We start from the raw sequence: 25646 nt of genomic DNA, 5'->3' as shown, positions 1-25646 counted from the left end.
TATTCGATTGCTTCGTTTGAGTCTAGGTTCAGTTCGCGCATGATGCGGATGTGCCAGTAACTTGCCCAGCCTTCATTCATAATTTTCGTCTCAAGCTGTGGCCAGAAATAAAGCATTTCTTCACGTAACATTGTCAAAATGTCACGTTGCCATTCTTCTAGTTCTCTTGAGTATTCTTCAATAAATAAGAGGATATCTTTTTCCGGTTGAGGTGGGAATTGTTTCCGTTTAATAGGGATAAGATTTGAATCATTTTTCTTCTCTTTACTGAGATCCATATTCCAAAGATCATCATATGGTGTAACTCTTTTCTTCTCTTTAAGTGGAAAATCATTTTCTAAATCATATGCCAGTTTTGGTCTCATTAATGATGGATCAATATGTTCTTGAATGGATAGGACTGCATCTAGGAAATTTTCAACTTCTTGTTTTCCGTAAATATGTTCATAGTGCTTAATTCGTTCAGCAGTAGCTGCCATACTTTCAACCATATCTCGCTTTGTATTTGAGAAACGAATGTTATTTTTAAAGAAGTCACAATGGGCTAAAACGTGTGCAACGATTAATTTATTTTGAACGAGAGAGTTTGTATCTAATAAAAACGCGTAACATGGGTCAGAGTTAATAACTAATTCGTAAATTTTACTTAATCCTAAATCGTAATGAAGCTTCATCTTATAAAACTGTTTTCCGAAGCTCCAGTGAGAGAATCTTGTAGGCATACCATATGCTCCAAAAGTATAAATAATATCTGCAGGACAGATTTCATAGCGCATTGGGTAAAAATCTAGCCCAAATCCTCTCGCAATTTCTGTTATTTCATCGATTGCATATTCCAAAGCCCTATAATCACTTGCCTTCATCACACTCTCCTCCTGTCTCTTCTTATATTATTCTATGAACAGAAAATAGAATTAATGTAAAAATAGTCATATCTCTACTATATTCATAAGCTTTATTCGAAATTGAAAAATGCAAAAAAACGTATGAAAAAATTTCATACGGTAGTTCATTTTATTTTTTTTATGCGATAGATATAACTTGTTTTTGAAATTTTTTATTTTTTGTGGAATTTCCATTTTAGGGTCATAATTTCCCTAGTGTTTAGGTTTGAATTTATTTAATGTTAGTATCTCTAGTTTTAATAAAAGTATTCTTATGATCTGGAAAGAAAGATTGCTGAAAATAGCTCAGTCAAATTCCGGGATCGAGAATAAATCTGGAATCGCAATTAAATTCCGAGTATCGCAAATAATTTCCGGAAATCGCAAATAAACTTCAGACAAACCTTAAAAATGACTGGAAATCACTAAAAATCAGCTCATTTCCTTCTTATACTGACCCTGCCGAACTAAAATTAAGTCATTTCTTTAATAAATTAATCATAATCAATCAGAAATAACTAATTTAATTAAATTTTCTACCTTCCTTAATCCCCAACACCATCTTCTTTTCCAACCACTAAAATATCCATCCTTTTTTTACCTAACCTCTACACTAGCACTTGTCAAATTCTCTCAAGGCTAATTATTTTTTTTCGCCATAAACTATGTGTACCCTCTAAAAGGAGGTTCACAATGCAAGCACAATCCGATTATGATTTAGCATTGTATTACACTTATTGTTGTCAATGGGATAAGCTTCTCGTGTTAATGGTAAATACGAAAGACGAGCTTTTTTCAAAGCGTATAGAACATTTTCTTCATGCCTTTAAATACGAGAGGGACTTAGCGATTATTGATGAAAAATTAAAAGGAATGTTCCAGCATATTGAGCATGCTACTAGGGATGAAAGTGCCCAGGAACAATCTTTCATATCATCATTAGAACATCTTTAAATAGACAAAAAGAGCGACAAAATAGTCGCTCTTTTTTTTAGACTAATACTTCAATTTTTTCCATAAATGCTTGTTGTAAACTATCCAATTTTTGGATGCTGTTTTCACGAGATTGTCCAACGATTCCAAAATAGAATTTAATTTTTGGTTCAGTTCCTGATGGACGTAGGCATACCCATGAGCCGTCTTCAAGGTGATACTTTAATACATTTGATTTTGGTAGAAGAATTTGTTCTTTCTCTCCAGTTTCTAATGTTGTTTTCTCTTGAAGTTTGTAGTCTTCAACAGTAACTACTTTTAAGCCATTAATATCAGTAGGTGGGTTTTGACGGTAATTAGTTAAAATCGATTGGATTTTTTCTGTTCCTTCAATTCCTTTTAATGTTAATGATTTTAATCCTTCTAAGTAGTAACCATATTGTTCGTATAAGCTATTTAAACCTTCATATAAAGTCATACCTTTTGTTTTATAATAAGTCGCAATTTCTGTAGCAAGTACTGTTGCTTGGATTGCATCTTTATCGCGAACAAATGGCTTAATTAAATAACCGTAGCTTTCTTCATATCCGAATAAGAATGAATATTCATTTGTTTGTTCATATTCTTTAATTTTCTCACCGATAAATTTAAATCCAGTAAGTGTATCAATTGTTTTAACACCAAATTTAGATGCGATTACTTGACCGAATTCTGAAGTAACGATAGTTTTTAGCAATAACGCGTTCGAAGGAATATCTTGTTGACTTAATAAATAATGAAGCATTAATGCTCCTGTTTGATTTCCTGTTAGCACTACGTATTCGCCATTTTCGTTTTTTGTAGCGATTCCTAAACGGTCTGCGTCAGGATCAGTTGCGATTAATACGTCAGCATCAATTTCTTTACCGTAACGAATTGCATATTCAAATGCAGCGTGTTCTTCAGGGTTTGGTGATTTTACTGTTGTAAAATTCGGATCTGCTATTGCTTGTTCTTTCACAACTGTTACATTTTCAAAGCCAACAGCTTTTAATGACATCGTTGCAGGTATTAATGCTGTGCCGTGTAATGGTGTGAAAACAATTTTTAAACCTTTACCATGTTCTTGAACTAAATCATTGTTTACAACAACTGTTTTTAATTGCTCTACGTATAATTTGTCCATCTCTTCATCTAATCTATGTATTAAGCCTTTTTCAACTAATTCGTATTCAGAAGATACTTCAATTTCTAACTCATTTTCAAATGAATTAACGTAATCAATTACTTGGTCAGCAGCAGCTGGAGGTAATTGACCACCATCATCGCCATAAACTTTAAATCCATTATATTCAGGAGGATTATGACTAGCTGTTATAACAATTCCACCGAAGCAGTTTAAGCTACGTACAGCAAATGATAATTCTGGTGTTGGACGTAATTCATTGAATACATATGCTTTAATACCATGTGTTGCTAATGTTTTTGCTGCTTCCATTGCAAATTCAGGACTTTTATGACGTGAATCGAAAGCAATTGCGACGCCACGGTTTTTAGCTTCTTCACCAAAGCTTTCAATATATTTTGCAAAACCAGCAGATGCTTTGCGAATTGTATAGATGTTCATACGATTCGTACCTGGTCCGATTTCTCCGCGCATACCACCAGTTCCGAATTCTAAATTTTGATAGAAGCTTTCCTTAAGTATAAGCTGATTATTCTCAAGTTTAATTAATTGCTCTTTCAATTCTTGATCTAATGTCGGTGATTTAATCCATTTTTTATAAGTTGTTTCCCAATTCATATTTGTTCTCCTCCTATACTTAATCAGAGTTTTGATTCGATAAAAGTCTTCCTAACTCCTTCTATCTTGATAAAAGTTTACAATATTCTCCTTAAAAATTCTACAATGCTCCTACTTTAAATCTGAATGAGATTGCAAAGTATGTAGAAAATAAAAACAAAGGAGGGCGAGTTCATGCCAGAAATAAGATGTAGTGTTGCTAATTGTAATTTTTGGGGACAAGGAAACTTTTGCCAAGCAGATTCAATTCTTGTTCAAACAGAAGCTTATGAATACTCAAACGACGTTGATTTAACAATTCAAAACGCAGTATTAGACGGTCAAATAACTACTTCTGCCGTTCATAGTGGTGAAACTTGCTGTCACACATTTCGACCTAAATATTAATGAAGTGGTGCCATGTACATAAACCGTATATGGCACCTTTTTATTTATTATCCGTTCACAATGACTCCACCATTTACATGAATCATTTGTCCTGTAATATAGGAAGCTTCATTACTAGCTAAGTATAGATAAGCAGGTGCGAGCTCTACTGGTTGTCCAGCTCGTTTCATCGGTGTTGTGCTACCAAACTTCGCTACTTCTTGTTCATCAAAGCTTGCTGGTATTAATGGTGTCCAAATTGGGCCAGGAGCTACACCATTCACACGAATTCCTTTTTGGGCAAGATTCGTAGAAAGTGAGCGAGTAAACGTTACAATTGCTCCTTTAGTCGCTGAATAATCAATTAATTGATCATGTCCCTTATATGCAGTTATTGATGCCGTATTAATGATTGAATCACCTTGCTTCATATGTGGAAGGCATGCTTTTGATAAAAAGAACATTGAAAAAATATTTGTTTCAAATGTTCGTCTTAATTGTTCTTCGGTAATGTCTTCCAAATTCTTTTGTGGATACTGAACAGCAGCATTGTTCACTAAAATATTGATTTTTCCGAATGATTGAATGGCATTTTGAACGACTTGTTTACAAACTTCTTCAGTTCGAAGATCGCATCTCATGATTTCACATTTACCACCAAAGTCATTAATGAATTTTTTTGTATCTTCAGCGTCGACATCTTCATCAAAATACGGAATAAAAACAGACGCTCCTTCTTTCGCAAATAAAATGGAAACTGCTCTACCGATTCCGCTATCTCCACCGGTAATAATGGCCACTTTATCCTTTAATTTACCACTTGGTACGTAATTTGGATCATCCGATAAAGGGATTGGTGTCATTTCCTTTTCGATACCTGGTTGCTTATTTTGATGCTGCGGAATAAATTTAGTCGGAAACTGTTTTTGAGTCATTTACTACATCCTCCTTATAAATAATTCAGATTTAGCATACCCAAATCATACTTTTTGGAATACTAAACATAAGTCAATTGTTAAAAGATGTTAAATTCTAAAAAAGTATTGCACTTTTAGCATAAAACGAATATTATTAATAACTGTTGAGTTTATCATTCGTATTTTTTAACAAGGAGAACGATTATGTTTAAATTAAAAGAGGCTAACACCACCGTTAAAACAGAAGTTATAGCCGGCTTTACCACTTTTTTAACTATGGCTTATATAATTATTATAAATCCTATTATATTATCCGCTGCTGGTGTTCCATTTAACCAAGCATTTACAGCAACAATCATTGCAACATTGGTTGGAACATTATTTATGGCATTGTTCGGAAACTACCCTATTGCGATTGCTCCTGGTATGGGAATGAATGCATATTTTGCTTATTCAGTTGTTTCAAAAGCACACGGTATTTCTTATCATTTAGCATTTTCAGCAGTATTTGTTACTGGTATATTATTTGTTATTTTATCTTTAACTAAATTTAGAACTCATTTAATAGAAGCAATTCCAAATACACTAAAACATGCAATTAGTGTTGGAATTGGATTATTCATCGCTTTTATAGGCTTACGTCTTTCTGGTATTATCGTTGCTAACAAAGATAATCTTGTTGGATTAGGCGATCTACATTCTAAAGGAGTAGTCCTTACATTAGTCGGTATTGCAATTACAGTTATATTATTTGCCCTAAATGTAAATGGAGCTTTATTCTTCGGAATGGTTACAACAGCAATCATCGCAGGCTTTGCTGGAATGTTACACATTAAAGGAAGTATCTTCTCTTTCCGAAGCATCTTCTCTTTTCCTAAATTACCTGAGCATATCATTGTTTCTAATCCAATAACTGCATTTTCAGATGTGATTCATTATGGACTATATTCAGTTGTCTTTTCATTCTTATTAGTTACAATTTTTGATACGACAGGTACATTCTTAGGTGTTGCATCACAAGCGGGATTATTAAATAAGAAGGATGAGAAACGTACTGGTCGTGCGATGTTATCCGATTCTCTTGGTACAACAATTGGTGCAATGTTCGGTACTTCACCAACAACTGCTTATATCGAATCTACAGCTGGTGTTGCTGCTGGAGGAAGAACAGGTTTAACGGCACTTGTAGTTGCATTACTATTCGTTTTTGCAGCATTCTTTAGCCCACTTGTTAATTCAATTTCTGATGTTGCAGCAATTACATCACCATCACTAATCGTAGTAGGTTGCTTAATGATGGGTAGCGTTCGTCATATTGAGTGGGATAACTTTGAGGAAGCTTTCCCAGCATTCTTAGTAATTCTCTCAATGCCACTTACTTCAAGTATTGCAACAGGTATTGCTCTTGGATTTATTACGTACCCACTATTAAAAATAGTTAAAGGGAAAGCAAAAAAAGTCAAACCAGTTATTTATATATTTGGTATTTTATTCTTAATCCAATTAGCTTTCTTCCAACACTAATTTCAAATCATTCAAAGCACATAATCTATAAAAGATTAATGTGCTTTTTTATTTTTTATTTAGGTACTAGCCTTTCCTCGATAGGACATCTATGCATACCTTGTATATGTAGATTAATCAAGGAGGTGTTCTACGATGTGGAACAACCAAGATCAAGTTAACATGAACTCAAGTAGCTGTAGAAGAAATGACTGTGATTGTGACGATTGCAGAAGAAGACGTTGCGATTTTGATGATTGTGATAGAGATCGTTGCGATTGCCGTCGCCATGATTGTAACTGCAATTGCAGAAGCTGTTGCTTCAGAAGAAGAAGTAACTGTGGATGTATGAATCCGTGTTTAGGTGTCGATATGGTAATGTTTGAAATGATGATTAAAAACATGATGAACAATAATAACAAAAACAACAACAATAATAAGGATTAATCATTTATCTCCCTTCCCCCTATATTAGCGACCTAAATTTATAGGTCGATCACACTGTTGATAAACGCTCGAATTTCTCCGCTGTTTCATTAGCATCAAATTAACCAATAAGCAAATCTACAACTCATAATGTTTCACGCCTTGGAAGACAAGCGCTTTCAATCAGTCTGTATTGCTTTTTCAATATAAAAAAAACGACCTGCATTTTAACAGGTCGTTTTTGCGTAAGAAATAAATTCTTGGATTTGTTCACTAAGACTTTTTGCATCTTCATAGCCCTCTTTATATAACTCTAAAAGACGAGCTTTGTTTCGTTCGATTCGTCCAACCTTTAACTTTTTTAAAGGACGAATAACTAAAATATTCCCAGCCTTTTCTTGCTCCTCAATATAATCAAGCTGTTTATTATAAAGCTCATATCGATTTAAAACTGCCTGAATAAGTCCAGGATACTCTTTATATTTTTTCTGCAAATACCAAGTTCCTTTTGAAGGCTTTTTGCGATATCCAGCATTTCTAGTTAAAACAACTATATTTTTCTTATTCCCATCAGATTCAGATTTACAAATAGGAATCGGATCAGCAATGGCGCCATCCAACAAGAAATGCTCATTAAACTCAATAATCGGAGCCATAAAAGGTAACGAGCTTGAAGCTCGAATTATATTTAACATATCAGTTGAATCTACAATTTGATTTTTATCAAAATAAACGGGTTTACCCGTAACACAATCAGTCGTACCAACCACAAATTTTTGCTCAGCATTATAAAATGAATCAAAATCAAATGGATCTAATTCATTTGGAATAATATCAAATAATAAGTCCATACCAAAAAGCTGCTTATTACGAATTAAATTTTTAAAAGAAATATAATCTGGATGCTGTAAAAATTCCGTATTCACTCGTTTATTACGCCCGTGTTGTTTCGAAAGATAAGAAGTTCCCATACAAGCACCTGCAGAAACACCTATTACATAAGGAATTTCTATATTTTGTTCTAAAAAATAATCAAGAACACCAGCAGTATAAATCCCTCTCATTCCGCCACCTTCAAGAACTAAGCCCATTCCATCCTTCATTTACAGCCCCCCTTTTTTCCTGTTGATTTAGACAATCTACTTAAATATTTTAGTATATGGCGTGAGGAAAGGGAAGAAATTCGTGTTGGGTTAATAGTCGTGTTTCTGTGGTATTATGAACTGCAAATAAAATCAGCAAAAGTGCAATTAAATTTATGAAAACTGCAATTAAAACAAGCAATTGTGCAATTAAATTTAATCAACTGCAAATAAAATCGGCAAAAGTGCAATTAAATTTCCCAAAACTGCAATTAAAATAGTCAATTATACAATTAAACAGAAATTAACATAACGGTTTTCTCTAAAACCATCACTATATTAACTGATTTCACACAAATCTAATCAATTACATAATTAATTGACCAGATTTCCTTAAAAATCGCCCAGTTCCACCTATTTAACTCACCTCTCACAAAAAAACAGACCTCCACGAGGTCTGCCCAAAACGTCTATTTACTTTTTCCCAGGTCCCAAAATTTCTTTCTCACCGTCAACATTTTTCAACGAAGTAGTATGATAAGTTCCGTTTGCCCAGTCTTCCATTTGGTCGCTATACCATTTGCTTCCGAGATTGCCAGATTGTCCGGGACCTACTATGTTTGTTGATTTACTTAAATCTGCGAAATCTACTACAGTTCTCCAAGATGCACCGTGGTCTACTATTCCTTGGTCATCATACCCTGTAGCTTTAACGGTTGTTGCACTACCACCTACCGGGATTGGGTTTTTTGCGTTAAAGAAATAGCTTAAAATTTTTATGCTTGATAGTGGGTGTTCAAAAGCAACTTTATGGTGATCTCCCCAGTTCCAATTAGATACTTTTTTACCATCTTCTTTACTAATATTTTTAATTGTTGTTTTGAATGTTTTTAATAAAAATTTGTCAATTCCGCCTTGTTCATCAATCCAGATTACTTTTTTACCACTTAAACTGTCGCGTAAAAGTTGATCAACTACGACTTTTTGATCCCCAAATAAATCCATCATGTCTTTTGAGATTTGTTTATCAAATAGTGCTTTATTAATTTCTGTCATCCACATTTGGAATATAAGGGGTGATGCCTCATTTTTATCATCTACAAAATTCCATTTTTCGAGATTCTTTAAAGCTGCCTTTTCTACAGATGTTAGTTGGTTTTCATTTTGTTTTAGTGATTGAATAAACTTCGGTGCGTGTTCTTTTGCTTGTAGGTTCATTTCATCCATTTGCAGGTTTTGCATATCTTTTACGGTCAGTTTGTCATTTGATTTTAATACTTCTTGAATGCGTAATTGACGATAAGGCTGTGCCCATGAATTTGAGATGTGGTATGGATACGAATCATCTACTACTTTATTATTAGCAGATGAAATAAATCCTTCTTTTGGATTTACGCTCGTTGGTAATTTATCGTATGGAATATAGCCTTTCCAACCGTAATCACTAGTCCAACCTGGCACTGGCATTAGACCATTACCTTTTTTACGAATTGGAATTTTTCCGTTTGCTCGATAGGCAATTGTGCCGTCATCTGAGGCAAAGACGAAATTTTGTGCAGGTGCTTCAAATAAAGCTAGCCCTTCTTTAAAGGTATTCCAATCCTTTGCAACATCAAACTTTAACACTGCTTCGAGCTCAGTTGTTGGTTGTAGCGCTGTCCATTGTAATGAAAAAACAGTTTTCTTTCCCGCATCACTTGCAAATTCTGAGATCACTGGGCCATGTCTAGTGATCATGACAGGTAAAACTTTACTCTTTTTACCTTTAATTTTAATAGTTTCATTTATGACCTGTGCTTTTTCCCATTTACCGTCATACAAAAATTCGTCTGACTTGCTAGGATTTCGTTTTTCAATATATAAATCCTGTACATCTGGGCCAACATTCGTTACTCCCCAGGCAATATGTTCATTATGACCTACGATAATACCTGGTACTCCTGCAAAAATTACCCCACTAACATTCATATCACCAGATTTTAATTGAGTTTCATACCAAACCGCTGGTGTTGCTAATCCCAGATGTGGGTCATCTGCCAATATTGGTTTGCCGGACTTAGTTTTAGAGCCACTGACTACCCAATCATTACTTCCGTTCCAAATAGGAGGAATGATTGCGCTCGCAAAGCTTTTTTCAACATCCACTTTTGCAGTATTACTTGGAATAATATACGGGTCTAAATCATTATTAGCTGGGAATAGTTCCAAAGCCTTGTCTTTTGGGAATTTATTCATAGCATAATATCGAAATGCTTGCTCATTCCAATGCCCGCCTAAATCGAACGCCATATATTTTCCAATTACAAGCGAATCAATTGCCGACCATTTGGTTGGTTTATATTTTAAAATTTTAAATTCGATCGGTAGTTTATTTTCCTTCTTTGCATAGTTAATGTACGCATTCACTCCTTCTGCATACCAGTTTAAAACATTTTGAGCATTTTTATCGTATTTGCTATAAGAAGCTTCTGCAGCTCTCCTTAAGCCAAGGGTTCGAAAATATGAGTCACGATCTACTGTTGCGTCGCCGATTACTTCACTTAATTGCCCCGATGCTTGTCTCCTGCTTAAGTCCATTTGAAATAAACGATCCTGTGCAGTTACATATCCCTGTGTCACATATAAATCATGCAAATTTTTTGCACTTATATGAGGCACTCCTTTAACATCCCTAACGACCTCTACTTTATGATTTAATAGATTAATCGTTAGATCTCCATTAATACTTGGTAATGATTTTTTTGTTAAGTAAAGACCAGTTCCCGCAACGATCAAGATGATGACAATTAAGACTGCGGATGTAATTTTAACCCACTTTGGAAAGCGCTTTCGATTTTTAGATATCTCAATTGACGTACTCATTTTTCTCCCTCCTGCTTAAACTGCATATAAAATATATACTGTATATACATTCTTCAATACTTATTACATTCCTTCTTATTACGAATACGGTATAATACTATTTATCAACTATAAAGGAGTGTTTACAATGGCGTTAAATACTTGGTTCGAAAAAGGAATGACTTTTCAAGAATATGTAGAAGCAATGAATGTAAACAAGGAAGAACTCTTACAAATCTATAATGGTGTTACAATTCCTGAAAATACACAATTAAAACTTGAGCAACTTAAAAATCGTCATTGGAAAGTTGTAACTTTAACAGCAGATTGGTGTGGCGATGCATTACTTAATGTACCAGTTATTCAAAAAATGATGGAAATAGCAAATGTAGATACTAGATTCCTAATTCGAGATGAAAACTTAGAATTAATGGATCAGTATTTAACGAATGGGAAATCTCGTTCAATTCCAATATTTGTTTTTATGGATGAGCAAGGGAACGAAGTAAATGTATGGGGTCCACGTTCTGCAGAGATTGAAGAAATTGTAACTGAAATGAAAAAAGAATTACCAGATAAAGAAGATCCAAATTTCCAAGAAAAACAAACGGCAGTATTTAAAGCAATCAGAACAAACTTCGTAGAAGATAAAAAATACTGGGATTCAGTAATTAGTAGTGTAGAAGATAAATTATTTTCATAATAAATAAGTAGGGGTTATTTAGTTGAGGGATATTTCAATTAAATAGCCTTTTTTCATGTTCTTTCATCCAAAAATGGAAAGATAAATTTCTAATAATTTATCGCTATAAAAGTAACTAACGATTCCTCCTGCTGCGATGAATGGTCCAAAAGGAATTGGACTTCGTTTCTTTGATTGATCCCTCATTATTAGAAGTAATCCAAACATACCGCCTAAGAAGCATGAGAGCATAAATGTAATGAGCGTTAATTTCCACCCTAAAATAATTCCAAGCACACCAAATAATTTTATATCTCCCCCTCCCATTCCACCTTTACTAATGATTGAAATAAGAAGCAAGACCATGAAAGCTCCTACCGCTCCCACAACACTACTCCACCGTGAATCCAACGGAATAAAAATTCGTTCAAGTATAAAAAGAAACAAAAAGATTAGTAGAATCCGATTTGGGATCATCATAAACCTAGTATCTGATACCACGATAATCATCAGTAATGCAATGAAAGACAATGAAATAATTAATTCTTTATGAAAGCCGATTTCATGGATTGCTATTACGAATAAGAAACCTGTTACTAATTCGATTAAAATATACATCTTGGAAATTGGTAGCTTACAACTTTTACACCTCCCTCTTTGTAATAGAAAAGAAAGTACAGGTATTAACTCTGCAGCACCTAGTTTATGTGAACAATTTGGGCAAGTTGAGCCTGGTGAGATAATTGATTTACCCAATGCAACCCTTATTCCTACCACATTAAAAAAAGAACCAAACACAAGTCCTAGTAGAAAAAAAGATAGGTAGATTATGGTTATGTTTACCATCTCCTTCAAAATATATTTAAATGATGAATGAATCTCATTATAACATTCGGGGATCTTCTACCTGTTTCATAAAATGGAACATTCTATGAAATATAAAAAAAAGCAATCTACCTTTCTTAAGAAAAGTAAATTGCTCTATTATTATGTTAGTTTATTTAATTACACTACCTGAGCCCGCGAATTTTGGTTTCCAATATGAATTAGAAAGACTTACAACAGCTACTCCCTTACTTGAAGTCGCTGAAATAAAATTGTTATTTCCCATAAAAATTCCTACGTGGCTAATACCTTTTTTATATGTATTTTTGAAGAAAACTAAATCTCCAGGTACGGGTTTTTTAACAATTGAACTAACAGTATACATTGATGAAGCAGTACGAGGTAATTTTTTACCTACTTTGTTATATACATATCCAACGTATCCCGAGCAGTCAAAACCATTAGTACTTGTACCACCAAAACGATATGGTACTCCAGTATACTTTTTAGCGATTACCGTTACCTGATTTTTCTTTGAGTACGGGTTATATGTAGATGCTGCTTGTGATTTAGTCGTGAAAAATACCATGCTCAGTAAGCATACGAAAGCTATCATTAATTGCTTTTTCATCACTTTCTCCCCCTTCATTGATAATGTAAGTCTAGCAAAATACAATAATGAAAGCCATTACAGGATTGTTACAAATTGTCGAAGTGTTTGTAATACTATAAAACGATGTAAGTTTTTGCCAAAGTGTGCAACAAAAAATGACTGCCATTCGACAGTCATTTTTCAGATTGGAGAAGTGTAGCACTATGCAGGTGAGGAATGCGAACACTAAGTGAACTTTATTGATATAGTTGTGAACTTTGTTGATATATCGGCGGTTTTTGTTGATATATTAGTGATATTTGTTGATATAACGTTGGTTTTTGTTGATAAGGTGATCTGCCCCTTCTTTGAGTGCGTATTTCAACGTGGGAATTTATAGATTTTATGGAGCCTCTTTAGTTTTTATTGTTTCTCCTTCTATTTTTTGATAATTTCACTCTATTTCTTTATGATTCTCGCCCTTATTTGCAGTTATGCTGATTTAAATGCAGTTTCACCCTTTTTATTTGCACCTCCCCTGATTTAATTGCAGTTTCACGCTTTTTATTTGCACTCCCCATGATTTAATTGCAGTTTCTCATTTTTTATTTACACTCCCCATGATTTGATTGCAGTTTCACCTTTTTATTCGAACTCTCTTACCTTGCAATATTAATTAGCAAACTCATTTTTCAGCCATAAAAAAAAACTGTCATATGACAGTTTTTTAAGTCTACTCTAATTCAGCAATAGAATTATACTAATCGATAAACTCTTGCTTCAAAAGGTTTAAATTCCATTTTTTCAACTAATTTCTGATCTGTTTGATTGATGTTTGTTAAACATAATTCGCTAGTCTTGTTCGTAAGTTCTTTAGGTAATACAAATTTTTGTTTCTCTGAAGATAAGTTAGAGATTATTAAGAATGTTTCATTTTCTCCGTTACGAGTGTATGCATAAATAGGTTCATTTTTTACATCTAGGTATTCGTATGGCGCATGAACTAATGTCTTATTTTGCTTACGTAATGTAATCATCTTTTTATAGAATGATAAAATTGAGTCAGCGTCTTTTAGTTGAGTTTCAACATTGATTTCTTTAAAGTTTTCATTCGTTTTAAGCCAAGGTTTACCTGTTGTAAATCCGGCGTTTTCTTCGCTATTCCATTGCATAGGTGTACGGGAATTATCACGGCCCGTTTTCCATAGGATGTCTAAAACAGCTTGTTCTGTTGAACCATTTTCAGTCATTGAATTGTACATATTTTTTGCACTTACATCATTATAGTCGTTGATTGATTTGTAATGAACATTTGTCATTCCAATTTCTTGACCTTGGTAAATGAATGGTGTTCCTTGCATAAAGAAATACATTAATCCAATCGCTTTAGCGGAATTTTTCCAATAAGCTTCGGCATCATTTCCTAATGTGCTTACTGCTCTTGGTATGTCATGGTTTTCTATAAATAACGCATTCCAACCGAAACCGTCTAGCCCAGATTGCCATTTAGTAAGAACTTCTTTTAAGTCAGCGATTGACGTTTCAGAATCGTCAGTTTTCTTCCAAAGGTCTAAGCTTTCGAATTGGAAAATCATTTTGAACTTACCTTCTTTTTCTCCAACCCATAGGTGAGCATCTTTCGTCGTTACACCGTTTGCTTCACCAACTGTCATTATGTCATATTTATCAAAGGTTTCACGCTTTAATTCGTCTAAATATTTGTGGATTCCTTCTTGGTTCATATGCATATCAAAGCTTGCGACATATTTTTCTTCCTTGGGATTTGGCATATCGGGAAAACCTGTTCTTTTCTTAATGTGACTTATTGCATCCACACGGAAGCCGTCTATTCCTTTATCTAACCACCAGTTAATCATGTCATATATTTTTTGTCTTACTTCTTTGTTTTCCCAGTTTAAATCAGGTTGCTTTTTAGAAAATAAATGTAGGAAGTATTCCTCTGTATTTTCATCGTACTCCCATGCAGATCCACCGAAAATACTTTCCCAGTTATTTGGCTCTTTACCAGACTTATTTCCTTCTCTCCAAATATAGTAGTCTCTGTAAGGATTATCCTTAGACTTTTTAGATTCTAAGAACCAAGGATGCTCATCACTTGTGTGATTGACGACTAAATCTAAAATGAGTTTCATTCCTCTTTGATGAACGCCTTCTAATAGCTCATCAAAATCAGCCATTGTTCCGAATTCATCCATAATGTCCTGATAATCTGAGATATCATAACCATTATCATCATTTGGTGATTTATAAAATGGACAAATCCATATAACATCTATTCCTAATTCTTTTAAATAATCTAATTTTGAAATTACCCCTCTTAAGTCACCGATTCCATCACCGTTTGAATCCATGAAACTACGTGGATAAATTTGGTAGGCAACCGCTTCCTTCCACCAACTTTGATTTGTCATAATCTCTCTCCTCCAAATGCATAAAAGCGTTTTCAATATTAGTTATAATAATAAATACGATAAAAAAGATGATTACTAATTTCATTGCAATCGTTTGCACAATAATATCTTAACATTCTACTAGTTATAGTTCAATAACTGAAATCGACGCCAGCTTGCACATAATAGAAAAAAGCGGCTAGAAATTACTTAAGCCGCTCTTCGTTTACTTCTATTTATTGTTCTAATTTTTTTACATCGGTTACCTTTGCAGAAGGATGTATTTGCACATCTTCTGTATATTCCACTAGTTCAATTACACATTTTGGTCCAATTGTTACAGCATCGCCCCTTACGACACTCGCTGTCGTATAATCAATCTTTACAGCACTACCCTCGATCACGTCTGCTTTAAAATTCAACCGATTATTAAAAAGTTTACTAAAAAGCCGTGCAAATATATTGTTGTCATCGAATCGACTAATTTCAATTGTTTCTCCACCAATTTCAGGAATATAGCTAAATCCATTGTGAGGTAAATAACCAAAACCGCCATGTGTAATTTTTACGTTTTCAGCATTTAATAAACCATTCATTGATAAGTGACCTTTAGCTGTAAATACTTCACATTCAGATCCTTTTTCCGTTGAAAGCGACCCTTTTACAGTAATTACTTCTGCCTTTACTATACCTGTCGTTTTCATTGAACCTGATACATTAATACTTTTAACATTTAAGTCACCTTTTGTTTTAAAGCTTCCACTAACATTGACATCTCCACCTGAAACTTTACCATCAATCGAAGCCGAGCCACTGACACTCATTTTTTTCGCATCAACGTCACTTAAACATTTAGCGCTTCCGCTGCAATTAAAATATTCAGTTTCAACTTTTCCATTGAATTTAGCTGAGCCACTTACTTTCACTTCATGACAAAAAATATCTCCAAGTATTCGTCCGCTTCCACTAATCCTAACGTCATCATATTTGCCAGTACCAATTGTTCCTGAACCATTTATAACCGCATCTTGCCTTGATTGCACGCTCACTATAATCTCTCCTCCATTATTTATTTAACCGATTTATTTAAATAGCTTGAAAGAGCAACATTGATTAAGATCGAGTCCTTTTGATCAACAAATGTTTCATGTCGATTACCAATTATCCAATTGCCCATGCCAAATTTTCGAATATAAATTACAATCGCTTCATCTAATTTAATTTCTTTTTTATGTGTTTCTACTAAATTTATAAATTGTGTTGCTTCATCAATCGTTAAAGTGCCTTTGGAAAGCCAGTCGTTCACGCATAGTAATGAACTTAGTTGCACCGTACCTAAATGCTCTAACTTATTATTTGGAAAAAGTGTTTGATATATTTGTAGGACTTGTTTAGGGACTTGCTCCAAAGATAAAGTAGCATGCCCGCGATCAGAAACGATTTCTTCATTGATTGAAAACACTCTCGCAATATCATCTAATGATTGATCATCCTTCAGCTCTTTTATTTTTTCAATCCGATCCAAAATTTGCTTCTTCGGAAAAAACGTTTCCTGTCCAGTAAAGCTTGATTTTTTCATAAACCACTCTTCAGGAATGATGTTTTTTCTTTTCCATCTATAAAGCTGTCCGTACGATATGCCTGTAAGTTGTAGTAAATCTTTTTTTGAAATTAATTCTTCACTCATATGACATTCCTCCTGACACGAGTATAACAAAACAATGTTTTATTGTAAAGCATTCACATAAAACACACTTGACACTATCTTTTTTGTTTTTACAACAATATTATGCGTAACAATGTTCTAATTATAGTCTTTTTCAAAAAAAAAAATACCCAAAATCCATTAATCTGTGAATTTTGAGTAATACTTCATTTCAATTTTTACGATATTAAATATCATTTTTAAGCTCCAGTTGCTCCTGCTAAATTAAGTCGACATCTTCCTTTTCAAGAACAAGCGCCACTTGATATTCCTTTAAATCAATTGTTTTCTCATCTATAAATTTAACCCCTTCGTTTTGTAAGAGCTCCTTTTGCTTTAGTGCTCCAACTTCATCTTGGATTCCAATTTTCCCTTTTGAATTCAATACCCTATGCCATGGCAACTGATATTTTTGCGTCATTGAATGTAAGATTCTTACAATTTGTCTTGCGCCTCTAGGACTTCCTGCTAATTTGGCAACTTGACCGTAAGTCATTACTTTACCTATAGGGATATTTTTAATAATTTCAATTGCTCTACTTGTAAAAGATTCCATGTTTTCCCCTTCACGTTTTGGGCCATTTTATATTAATTTTACCACAAAATTTATTATGCCTATATTTTATTAAAATAGTGTCCAATTCTACTACGTAAGAATAATCTAGTTAGTAGATTTAAAAATATTAAGGAGGAAGATAGTGAATTGAACGCTAATTTTTTAATAGCATTGAGAGAAGGTCTTGAGGTTTCTTTAGTGATTGGATTTTTACTCATTACTTTAATACAGAGTAAAAAGAATCATTTAATCAAGTCGGTTATTTACGGTACACTTTTAGGAGTAGTCGTTAGTATTTTCGCTGGATTTTTCTTATTTTCAACATTCGGTGATCTAAATGCAAATATTGAACATACTATTGAGGGCGTAATACAATTAATTGCAGCGTTATTAATTTTTTACTTTATCTACTGGTTAAGTGGTCAAAGTAGCATTAATATTTCAGAAAAGATGAAATCAGAAGTTAAAATTAAAGATAATAATTTATCATTATTTTTAATGGCGAGTGTATTTGTAATACGTGAGGGCTTAGAGCTAGTTTTATTTGTTTTATCAAATGCTCAAACAATCGAGTTTGTTGGAATGATTGCAATTCTACTAGGTATTCTCTCAGCAATCCTAATCGCATATTTATTTATCAAAACTACAATCAATTTAAATATTAAAGTCATTTTTACTTTACTAGGTATTCTATTAATTTTCTTTGGAGGAAAAGTATTTACTGAAGGAGTTTTCTCATTTGTAGATGCTTCATCATTAGTTGAACAAATTGTCTATTATGCTTTTGTCGTCATTTCACTATTTGTTTTATTTAAAAACAACATTTTATCATTCTTCAAGAAATAAAGATTACCTGAACATAATAACGAAAACCCACAGGGTGTAAAATACCTTGTGGGTTTTACTGTTATTTCAACAATTGCAACCATACTTAAATTATTAGTTTCCTTACTATCACTTTTCTGTATAGTTTTTCACATTCATACTATAATACTTTTATAAGATATTGAAAGGACGGTTGGAATGAAAATTACAATTACTGATGACGCAATAAAATGGTTCCAAGATGAGATGAATGTGAAAGAAGGAGATACAGTTCGTTTTTTCGCAAGATATGGTGGAAATAGTACAATACATAAAGGTTATTCATTAGGTGTAACAAAGGAACAACCAGTTAATATTGGAGAATCTATTACGATTAATAATGTTGTTTATTTTATTAATGAGACTGATTTATGGTATTTCAAAGACTATAATTTGAATGTAATTATAGACGAGCAAAAAGAATTACATTTTAGTTACGAGCCTAAATAAAAAAAGAGCTTAGGTAGCACCTAAGCTCTTTTTCATGTCGCTGAAAATGCACTCATCAATCTATGAGCAATATTTTTTAATGTAAAGAAAGCTGTATGNNNNTCTCCCATAGGAGTCGAGTATCCTTTCATTCCAATCAACTTCTCCTAATAAAAAAGCATACGATTAAAAACTTAATTGATATCCTTTTCTACAAGAAAAATAGATAATAATTACTCAGCTTCGTTAATCTCAATAGATAGTCATAAACTAATAATTTGAATTAGTTCTTCAAACGATCAGCATCTCAATACTTTTATATTCTGAAAAAAATAAAAGCAATTACTAAAATTAGTTGATACTTCATAAATAAACGATTACTAAAAACCATTAATAACATCATCAAATATTTCACTTAGTGTACGTTTATATATATCAACACTCTAAAAAAATGAACTTAGGTAACACCTATCCCATTTTCTGTTTCAATTGAAAAGAGTGCCTCACAATTTGTGAGACACTCTTTTTTTGTTTATTCTTCTATTTTTTTCTTTTTACTTACTAATTTGTAGATAACTGGAATGATGATTAATGTTAAGAATGTTGAAGTTGTTAAACCACCGATTACAGTTACTGCTAGACCTTTCGAAATTAAACCAGATGTTGAATTTGAAAGTGCCATTGGAACTAATGCAAGGATTGTTGCTAATGCTGTCATTAGGATTGGGCGTAATCTTGTTTTTGAAGCTTCGATTAATGCGTCAGTTACTTCTAATCCTTTTTTACGGTTGTGCTCAACACGGTCTAATAATACAACTGCGTTTGTTACAACGATACCAATCAACATTAATAATCCGATCATTGCACTCATTGATAGTGTTTGCTTTCCGATATAAAGTGCTAAGAAAGCTCCTACTGGTACGAAGATTAATGACGATAAAATGACAAACGGTGTTCTTAAGCCGCCAAATGTCATGCTCATGATTAGGAATACTAATCCAACAGCAACTACCATTGCTATACCAAGACTGCTGAATCCATCTGTAATCATATCTAAACCGCCGCCAATTTTCATATCGACACTATTAGGAAGATCAATTTTCTTTAATTGTTTTGTTACGTCTTTTGTAATTGCTGCAGTGTCTTTACCTTTTACTTCAGCACTTACTGATGCATACATTTTTCCATCATCATGGTTGATTGAAACCGGTGCATCCTTTTGAGAAATTGTTACATAGTCTTTTATTGCTTTTGGACCTGTAGCAGTCATAATTTTGATGTTTTCAAGGTCTTCTTTTGTACTTGCTTTATCTTTATAACCAACAGTTAGTTTATTTGTTTCTCCGTTTAAATCATAATCGCCGATTTCAACGTCGTTAATTTTTTCGTTAATTGCTCCCATTACTTGGAACATTGAAATATTTTCATCACGTGCTTTATCGTTTAATGTTATTTCTAATTTTGGTTGTACATCTTTTAAATTATTCGTAACATTTTTTAAACGATCATCACTATTTAATTCTTTCTCAATTTTTGATGCTGCATCTTTTAACTCAGTAAAGTTAGCAGAGTATAGATTTACATCAATATTGTTTCCTGTTGGAGGACCATTTTGAGAAAGTTCTTTTGCTACAATTGTTGTACCTTTAACTTTCGCATCAACAATAGAAGGAACTTCTTTTGTGATTTTTGAAAGTTCTTTATCCATATTCTTTCCATTTTTTAGATTAACTTGGAAGACCGCTTTATTTTTACCGCCATCCATATTCATCATAAAATCACGTTTACCACCGACAGTAGCTTGTACACTATCAATTAAGTCAGAATCCGCAAAGTATTTTTCGATTTCCTTGGCAACTAAATTAGATTGTGCAACTGTACTATTTGATGGAAGAGTAGCTGTAACTTGAAGAGTTTTATTTACACTTCCAGGTAAGAATGAGAATCCTAATAAAGGAATCATCGATAATGAACCTGCTAATAAAACGATTGATAATAAAAGAACAATCCATTTACGTTTTAATGCAGAACGAAGAATTTTTTCGTATCTTCTCATAAAACGTGTATCATTACTATGTTCTTTTAATGGTTTAGATAAGAATTTTGCTCCTAAAGTCGGAATTAGAATAATCGCAACGATTAAAGAAGTTAATATTGAAACTACTACTGAAATCGCAAACGGTCTAAAGAATTCTCCAATAATTCCACTTACAAATGCTAACGGTAAAAATACTACTACTGTTGCAAATGTAGAAGAGGCAATCGCTCCGATAACTTCTTTTGTTGCAAATAGAGCCAATTCTTTTCTCTTAAATTGATTAGCTTTTTGTTGCTTCCATCTGTATATATTTTCAATTACAACGATACTATCATCAACGATACGTCCAATTGCAACAACTAGACCACCTAAAGTCATGATATTCAATGTATAGCCTAATGAGTTTAATACTGAGATCGTTGCAAAGATTGAGATTGGTAAAGATAAAATTGAAATTAAAGTCGCTCTAATATTTCTTAAGAATAACAGAATAACAACGACTGTAAATAAAGCTCCAAGTAGACCTTCTTTAATTAAAGAACTAACGGATTTTTCAATTTCTTTCCCGTTATCCATAATTACATGTGTTTCTACATTATTATCCTTCTTAAATGATTTAATTTCTTTCTTAACAGCTGTTGCAACGTCTGCTGTATTTGAATCTTGTGTTTGAGATACTGATAAAATATAACTTTCTTTTCCGTTATATCTTGAAATTTGATCTTGAACCGAAACTACTTTTACATCTGCAATATCAGCAACTGTAACATTTTTTGGCACTAAGTTTTGAGCTTGTCCTGCACCTCTACCTAATTGTGCACTACCGGCCGTAGCTCCCATTTGTGCACTTTGGCTAGCAGCACTAGATAAAACTGTTTTTTTGATTTGATCGATTGAGTTTAACGTACCTTTCATTCGAACAGATACAGTTTTGCCATTATTTTCAACAGAACCTAGTGGTACTGCATAATCAAGGCCTTGAATTGCAGTTTTAATTGTATCTAATGAGATTCCTTTTTCTTCTGCTTTTTTGTTATCTACAACGATTTGAATTTCTTCTTCTTTTGTTCCTTGAAGACTAACATCACTAACACCAGTTATTTTTTTAATTTGAGGTAGTAAATCATTTTCGATTGATTGCTGTAAATTTTTAGCTTGACCATTATTTGCAATCGCTACTTGATAAATTGGAGCAGAGTCCATCGCAATTCGTTGAACTGTTGCTTCAGCTTTGTCAGGTAATTTCGTTTTGTTGATTACGTTATCTACATCTTTTTCAATTTTATCCATATCCGTTCCAAAAGGATAAATTAAAAAGATTGAAGCCATATTTTCACTTGAAGTACTAGTTAACTGATCATAGTTTTCAAGCTTCATTAAACCAGATTCGATTGGCTTTGTGACCTCTGACTCTATATCCTCAGATGATGCACCAGGATATACTACCTGAACTGCAACTGCTGGGAATGAAACATCTGGAAATGTTTCAATTTGTATTTTTTGGGCTGAATAAATTCCACCAACTAATACAAGAACACTTAATATAATCACTGAGATGGTATTCTTTAAACTTAATTTTGTTAAGCCTGCAAACATATTGTATTTATTTCTCCTTCCATTAGTTACATTTCTAATACTTGATTATTTTATCAAAACTATATGAACAGAATATGAACAATTAGGAACATAATATGAACTTTTTAAGTTTCCAAGTTCTTAGGCAAGATGATCGTAAAGCTTGTTCCTTTTCCAACATCACTTTCCACTTCAATTTTCCCACGGTGCATTTCAACAATTTTTTGTACAATTGAAAGACCAAGCCCGGTTCCTTTTTTATTTCTAGAACGGTCTGCTTGATAAAAGCGTTCAAAAATACGCTCCATATCTTCCTTACTGATTCCTAGTCCACTATCACTAATGATGACTTTAATTATTTGATCCATTTCCAAAATATCTACTTTAATGTACCCAGCAATACTCGAGAATTTAATCCCGTTTTGTAATAAATTAATCCATACTTGTTCAAGTAGTAAGCGGTCAGCTACTATTTCAGTTTTTGGTAAATTTAAAACTAATTGAAGTTTTTTACTTTCCCAATGCGGCTCTAATGCTAAAATAATTTTTCGAATTTGTTCATCTAATTTATATGTCGTGGGCAAGAATGGATGTTGCTCAGAGTCTAAGGAAGCTAACTTCAATAGTCTTTCACTCATAATAGAAAGACGCTCACTTTCAGTCTCTATTATAGTTAAATAATGCTCTCTTTTTTCTTCAGTTAATTGCTTGTTCCTCAATACCTTTGCAAATCCTTTGATGGATGTTAAAGGTGATTGAATTTCATGAGAAACATTGGAAACAAATTCACTTCTCATCTCTTCTAAATTATTTAATTTATTCGTCATCAAATTAAAGTTGGAAGCAAGTAAACCAATTTCATCCTTCCGCTTAATTTTTACTTGAACGTCATAATTACCGTTCGCCAATTCTTTCGTAGCTCGAATTAGCTCTTTTACAGGCTTTATTAATAACTTAGCAACAAATAAAAATGTGATTGAGCCAATTATTAAAGTTGTAAGTAAACTAAAAAATAAAACCCGACGCATTTTAAAGAATCCTCGATCAATATTTGGCTGAATAAATAAAGCATATTTATGCCCATCTTTTTCAAAAGGTAGAGCTATTAGATAAGGATTACTTTCTTTCTGTACATTTTTTTGGTTTAGCACTTTTAATATTTGGTCTTTTTTAATGCTCTTCTTTTTTTGTACTGTATTTTTCAAAACAATTTTACCCGACTCATTATAAAGCGTAATATAAAAGTTTTTACTAAGAATCTGTAAGGTCGCTTCTACTCCATTTTGATTATTTGGCTTAGAGTAAGTGGTAATAAAATTTTCTCCAACATCTATTAAATCACTTTGCACTTCTGTTTCAACATGTTTAATAAAGTATTTTGATGCGATAAAAAAAGTTATGACTAAACTCAGTAAAATGACTGATATGAAAATTAAGACGAGTCTTGTATACATACTTTTCATGTATTATTTTCCTCTAGCTTATAGCCTAATCCTCTGATTGTAACGATTTCAACAGTAGCCTTTAACTCTCTAAGACGTTCTCTTACTCTTTTAATATGTACGTCAACTGTCCGCTCATCACCCTCATAATCAAGGCCCCAAATTTGTTCAATTAAGTCGTTTCTCGTAAAAATTCTGCCAGATTGACTAGCAAGCTTAAACAGTAACTCAAATTCCTTTAAAGGGAGTGTAATCGATTGCTCATTAACAGCAATTTCATATTTTATTTGATTAATCGCTAAATTTCCTAAAAGGATATTTTTATCAGAAATTAATTGAAACCTTCTTAAAAGAGCTTTAACACGAGCAACAATTTCTAACGGATCAAACGGCTTCACCACATAATCATCTACCCCAAGATCAAAGCCTTTAAGTTTATCCTGTGACTCACCTTTAGCAGTAACCATTAAAATCGGAATATCATAAAACTTTTTAATTTCTTTTGTAAGTTCATATCCATCTATTTCAGGCATCATCACATCAACTACTGCGATTTGAATACTGTTTTTTTCTAAAAGCATTAATGCTTTTTCTCCGTTTTCAGCCTCAATTACTGAATAACCTTCAGCATTTAAAAAAATAGAAATCAACTCTCGAATATTTGCGTCATCATCAACGACTAAAACTTTAACATGATTCAAAAAAGCCACCTTCTTACATTAACAATTAATTATATTCCTATTATATAAATTCATTATGAACTAAATATGAATTATGAAACCAAAACTTAAAATGATTAAGAATACTCGCCGATCGGTCTACTTTGTATTTTAATGCGTAAAAAAGAGAGTGGTCTGATTGACCACCCTCCTATAGAAGGTTATAAATATCAATTTAATTATTTAAACTCGGTATTCCCTACTACTTTACCAGCTTTTCGTTCTCTTGCTATTCTAATCCTATTAGCTCTTTTCTTACTATACTCACTATTACCAGAATCTTTACGAGTAAAATAAACTGCCGTTAACATTGTTATAATAAGAATTCCGCCAAACACGTACATATCTAACACTTCATTTCCCCCGTTTTATAAATTATTTTTTCAAAAAATGGATGCAAAAAGACACTGGAAGAATCTCCAGTGCCTAAAAATACATCCACGTGGAAACCTTCTCCTTACACGCCTACGAGGTTAGCTGTCGGATTCGGACCTAAAAAGTAGCCCTACCTAAAAAGGATTCACCCCAAAGTGCAATTGCACAAAAATCGGTTCCCCCGCTTCAATGTTGAAAAACCATTCCGATAAAATAGTAAAGAAGGTCTTCAACAGAACTCAGCGATCAACGGTCATTTATTTATATATATTACTTAAATTACAATTCAACTACTAAATTGTATACTATTTTGTTACATTTTGAAACTCTAAAGCTTTGATAAAGGGAAAAGGTAAGTGAAATACGTTAAAAAAATGGAAGAATCCAGCTCAATTGGAACTAATTAGGACGATTTTTAAAAATTTTTTTAATTTATTCTTCTATTTCCTAGTTGCCACATTGAAGGTCTCAAGATGAGAAATACGGTAATCCTTAAAACCGATCTCACCCTATAAAAAGCGAGTCCATATAGTGAAAATCAATGTACTTCTTAGTCAGAATTTAAGTCGCAAAACCAATCTTAAAGTTAAAATCTAGTTAACTTTTTTTCTTCAAAATAATAAGTTATTAAATTTTCTACTTCTTGTTCATATTCTTCTTGTTAAATAGTGGAATAATATGGAATACTAAAGCTAAGT

22 protein-coding genes and 1 riboswitch are annotated in these 25646 nt (G+C 32.9%); of the genes, 7 read left to right on the top strand and 15 right to left on the bottom strand.

Features of this window, described 5'->3' with window-relative positions; genetic code table 11:
- On the bottom strand, nt 1–863 hold an 863-nt coding region (locus CN601_RS25645), incomplete at its 3' end, for a SpoVR family protein (protein WP_142317439.1).
- 714 nt (nt 864–1577) lie between these two features.
- Between CN601_RS25645 and CN601_RS25640 the strand changes: the two genes are divergently transcribed.
- Complete coding sequence (locus tag CN601_RS25640; protein ID WP_098120156.1) at nt 1578–1838, top strand: YhdB family protein; 261 nt, start codon at nt 1578–1580, stop codon at nt 1836–1838.
- Nucleotides 1839–1875: 37 nt separating this feature from the next.
- On the opposite strand, the gene CN601_RS25635 is transcribed toward CN601_RS25640, so the two are convergent.
- On the bottom strand, nt 1876–3600 hold the full coding sequence (locus CN601_RS25635; RefSeq protein ID WP_098172768.1) for a phospho-sugar mutase: 1725 nt from the start codon (nt 3598–3600) through the stop codon (nt 1876–1878).
- A gap of 174 nt (nt 3601–3774) precedes the next feature.
- Between CN601_RS25635 and CN601_RS25630 the strand changes: the two genes are divergently transcribed.
- Nucleotides 3775–3987, top strand: a complete 213-nt coding sequence (locus tag CN601_RS25630; RefSeq protein WP_098120158.1) for a DUF1540 domain-containing protein — start codon at nt 3775–3777, stop codon at nt 3985–3987.
- A gap of 47 nt (nt 3988–4034) precedes the next feature.
- Here CN601_RS25630 and CN601_RS25625 read toward each other — a convergent pair whose 3' ends face one another.
- Nucleotides 4035–4901, bottom strand: coding sequence for an SDR family oxidoreductase (locus CN601_RS25625; RefSeq protein WP_098172767.1), 867 nt, complete (start codon nt 4899–4901; stop codon nt 4035–4037).
- A 186-nt stretch (nt 4902–5087) separates the two neighbouring features.
- Here CN601_RS25625 and CN601_RS25620 point away from each other — a divergent pair, with 186 nt between their 5' ends.
- Both CN601_RS25620 and CN601_RS27170 read left to right on the top strand, forming a co-directional pair.
- Nucleotides 5088–6407, top strand: a complete 1320-nt coding sequence (locus CN601_RS25620) for an NCS2 family permease (RefSeq protein WP_098120160.1) — start codon at nt 5088–5090, stop codon at nt 6405–6407.
- A 187-nt stretch (nt 6408–6594) separates the two neighbouring features.
- Complete coding sequence (locus tag CN601_RS27170; protein ID WP_179865700.1) at nt 6595–6738, top strand: hypothetical protein; 144 nt, start codon at nt 6595–6597, stop codon at nt 6736–6738.
- Nucleotides 6739–7039: 301 nt separating this feature from the next.
- Here the strand turns inward: CN601_RS27170 and CN601_RS25615 are convergent, their stop codons facing one another.
- Both CN601_RS25615 and CN601_RS25610 read right to left on the bottom strand, forming a co-directional pair.
- The gene (locus tag CN601_RS25615; RefSeq protein WP_098120161.1) at nt 7040–7915 is read right to left on the bottom strand and encodes a patatin-like phospholipase family protein; all 876 of its coding nucleotides are present in this window, start codon (nt 7913–7915) and stop codon (nt 7040–7042) included.
- A gap of 453 nt (nt 7916–8368) precedes the next feature.
- Complete coding sequence (locus tag CN601_RS25610; RefSeq protein ID WP_098172766.1) at nt 8369–10756, bottom strand: penicillin acylase family protein; 2388 nt, start codon at nt 10754–10756, stop codon at nt 8369–8371.
- A gap of 127 nt (nt 10757–10883) precedes the next feature.
- Between CN601_RS25610 and CN601_RS25605 the strand changes: the two genes are divergently transcribed.
- The gene (locus CN601_RS25605) at nt 10884–11438 is read left to right on the top strand and encodes a thioredoxin family protein (RefSeq protein ID WP_098172765.1); all 555 of its coding nucleotides are present in this window, start codon (nt 10884–10886) and stop codon (nt 11436–11438) included.
- Nucleotides 11439–11501: 63 nt separating this feature from the next.
- Here CN601_RS25605 and CN601_RS25600 read toward each other — a convergent pair whose 3' ends face one another.
- The 6 genes from CN601_RS25600 to CN601_RS25575 form a co-directional block, all read right to left on the bottom strand.
- Nucleotides 11502–12263: a prepilin peptidase gene (locus tag CN601_RS25600; protein WP_098172764.1), complete on the bottom strand. Its 762-nt coding sequence runs from the start codon at nt 12261–12263 to the stop codon at nt 11502–11504.
- A 151-nt stretch (nt 12264–12414) separates the two neighbouring features.
- Nucleotides 12415–12873: a C40 family peptidase gene (locus CN601_RS25595; RefSeq protein WP_098120164.1), complete on the bottom strand. Its 459-nt coding sequence runs from the start codon at nt 12871–12873 to the stop codon at nt 12415–12417.
- 716 nt (nt 12874–13589) lie between these two features.
- Nucleotides 13590–15266, bottom strand: coding sequence for a glycoside hydrolase family 13 protein (locus CN601_RS25590; RefSeq protein ID WP_098172763.1), 1677 nt, complete (start codon nt 15264–15266; stop codon nt 13590–13592).
- Between the two features lie 215 nt (nt 15267–15481).
- Nucleotides 15482–16297: a polymer-forming cytoskeletal protein gene (locus tag CN601_RS25585; RefSeq protein WP_373605013.1), complete on the bottom strand. Its 816-nt coding sequence runs from the start codon at nt 16295–16297 to the stop codon at nt 15482–15484.
- Between the two features lie 17 nt (nt 16298–16314).
- The gene (locus tag CN601_RS25580; protein WP_098172761.1) at nt 16315–16932 is read right to left on the bottom strand and encodes a DUF4004 family protein; all 618 of its coding nucleotides are present in this window, start codon (nt 16930–16932) and stop codon (nt 16315–16317) included.
- 238 nt (nt 16933–17170) lie between these two features.
- Nucleotides 17171–17506, bottom strand: a complete 336-nt coding sequence (locus CN601_RS25575; RefSeq protein WP_098172760.1) for an MGMT family protein — start codon at nt 17504–17506, stop codon at nt 17171–17173.
- 147 nt (nt 17507–17653) lie between these two features.
- On the opposite strand from CN601_RS25575, the gene CN601_RS25570 reads away from it, so the two are divergent.
- Both CN601_RS25570 and CN601_RS25565 read left to right on the top strand, forming a co-directional pair.
- A complete protein-coding gene (locus CN601_RS25570; RefSeq protein WP_179865698.1) occupies nt 17654–18352 on the top strand; it encodes an FTR1 family protein in 699 nt (232 codons plus the stop codon).
- 177 nt (nt 18353–18529) lie between these two features.
- Nucleotides 18530–18820 (top strand): HesB/YadR/YfhF family protein, encoded by a 291-nt coding sequence (locus CN601_RS25565; protein WP_098172758.1) that lies wholly within the window; start codon nt 18530–18532, stop codon nt 18818–18820.
- 511 nt (nt 18821–19331) lie between these two features.
- On the opposite strand, the gene CN601_RS25560 is transcribed toward CN601_RS25565, so the two are convergent.
- The 4 genes from CN601_RS25560 to CN601_RS27165 all read right to left on the bottom strand — a co-directional run bounded on the left by CN601_RS25560 (nt 19332) and on the right by CN601_RS27165 (nt 24926).
- Nucleotides 19332–22433, bottom strand: coding sequence for an efflux RND transporter permease subunit (locus CN601_RS25560; protein ID WP_098172757.1), 3102 nt, complete (start codon nt 22431–22433; stop codon nt 19332–19334).
- 104 nt (nt 22434–22537) lie between these two features.
- Nucleotides 22538–23875 (bottom strand): sensor histidine kinase, encoded by a 1338-nt coding sequence (locus CN601_RS25555; protein ID WP_098172756.1) that lies wholly within the window; start codon nt 23873–23875, stop codon nt 22538–22540.
- Nucleotides 23872–24555 (bottom strand): response regulator transcription factor, encoded by a 684-nt coding sequence (locus tag CN601_RS25550; RefSeq protein WP_098120173.1) that lies wholly within the window; start codon nt 24553–24555, stop codon nt 23872–23874. The genes CN601_RS25555 and CN601_RS25550 overlap by 4 nt, the downstream gene beginning before the upstream one ends.
- A gap of 197 nt (nt 24556–24752) precedes the next feature.
- A complete protein-coding gene (locus CN601_RS27165) occupies nt 24753–24926 on the bottom strand; it encodes a hypothetical protein (RefSeq protein ID WP_179865697.1) in 174 nt (57 codons plus the stop codon).
- Nucleotides 24927–25019: 93 nt separating this feature from the next.
- Nucleotides 25020–25160: riboswitch (cyclic di-AMP (ydaO/yuaA leader) on the bottom strand.
- Between the last annotated feature and the right edge of the window lie 486 nt (nt 25161–25646).

The sequence above is a fragment of the Bacillus sp. AFS017336 genome (genome assembly GCF_002555445.1).
Classification (GTDB): Bacteria; Bacillota; Bacilli; order Bacillales; family Bacillaceae_G; genus Gottfriedia.
The sequence above is the reverse complement of the archived record's forward strand: the minus strand, read 5'-3'. Positions and strand labels throughout refer to the sequence as shown.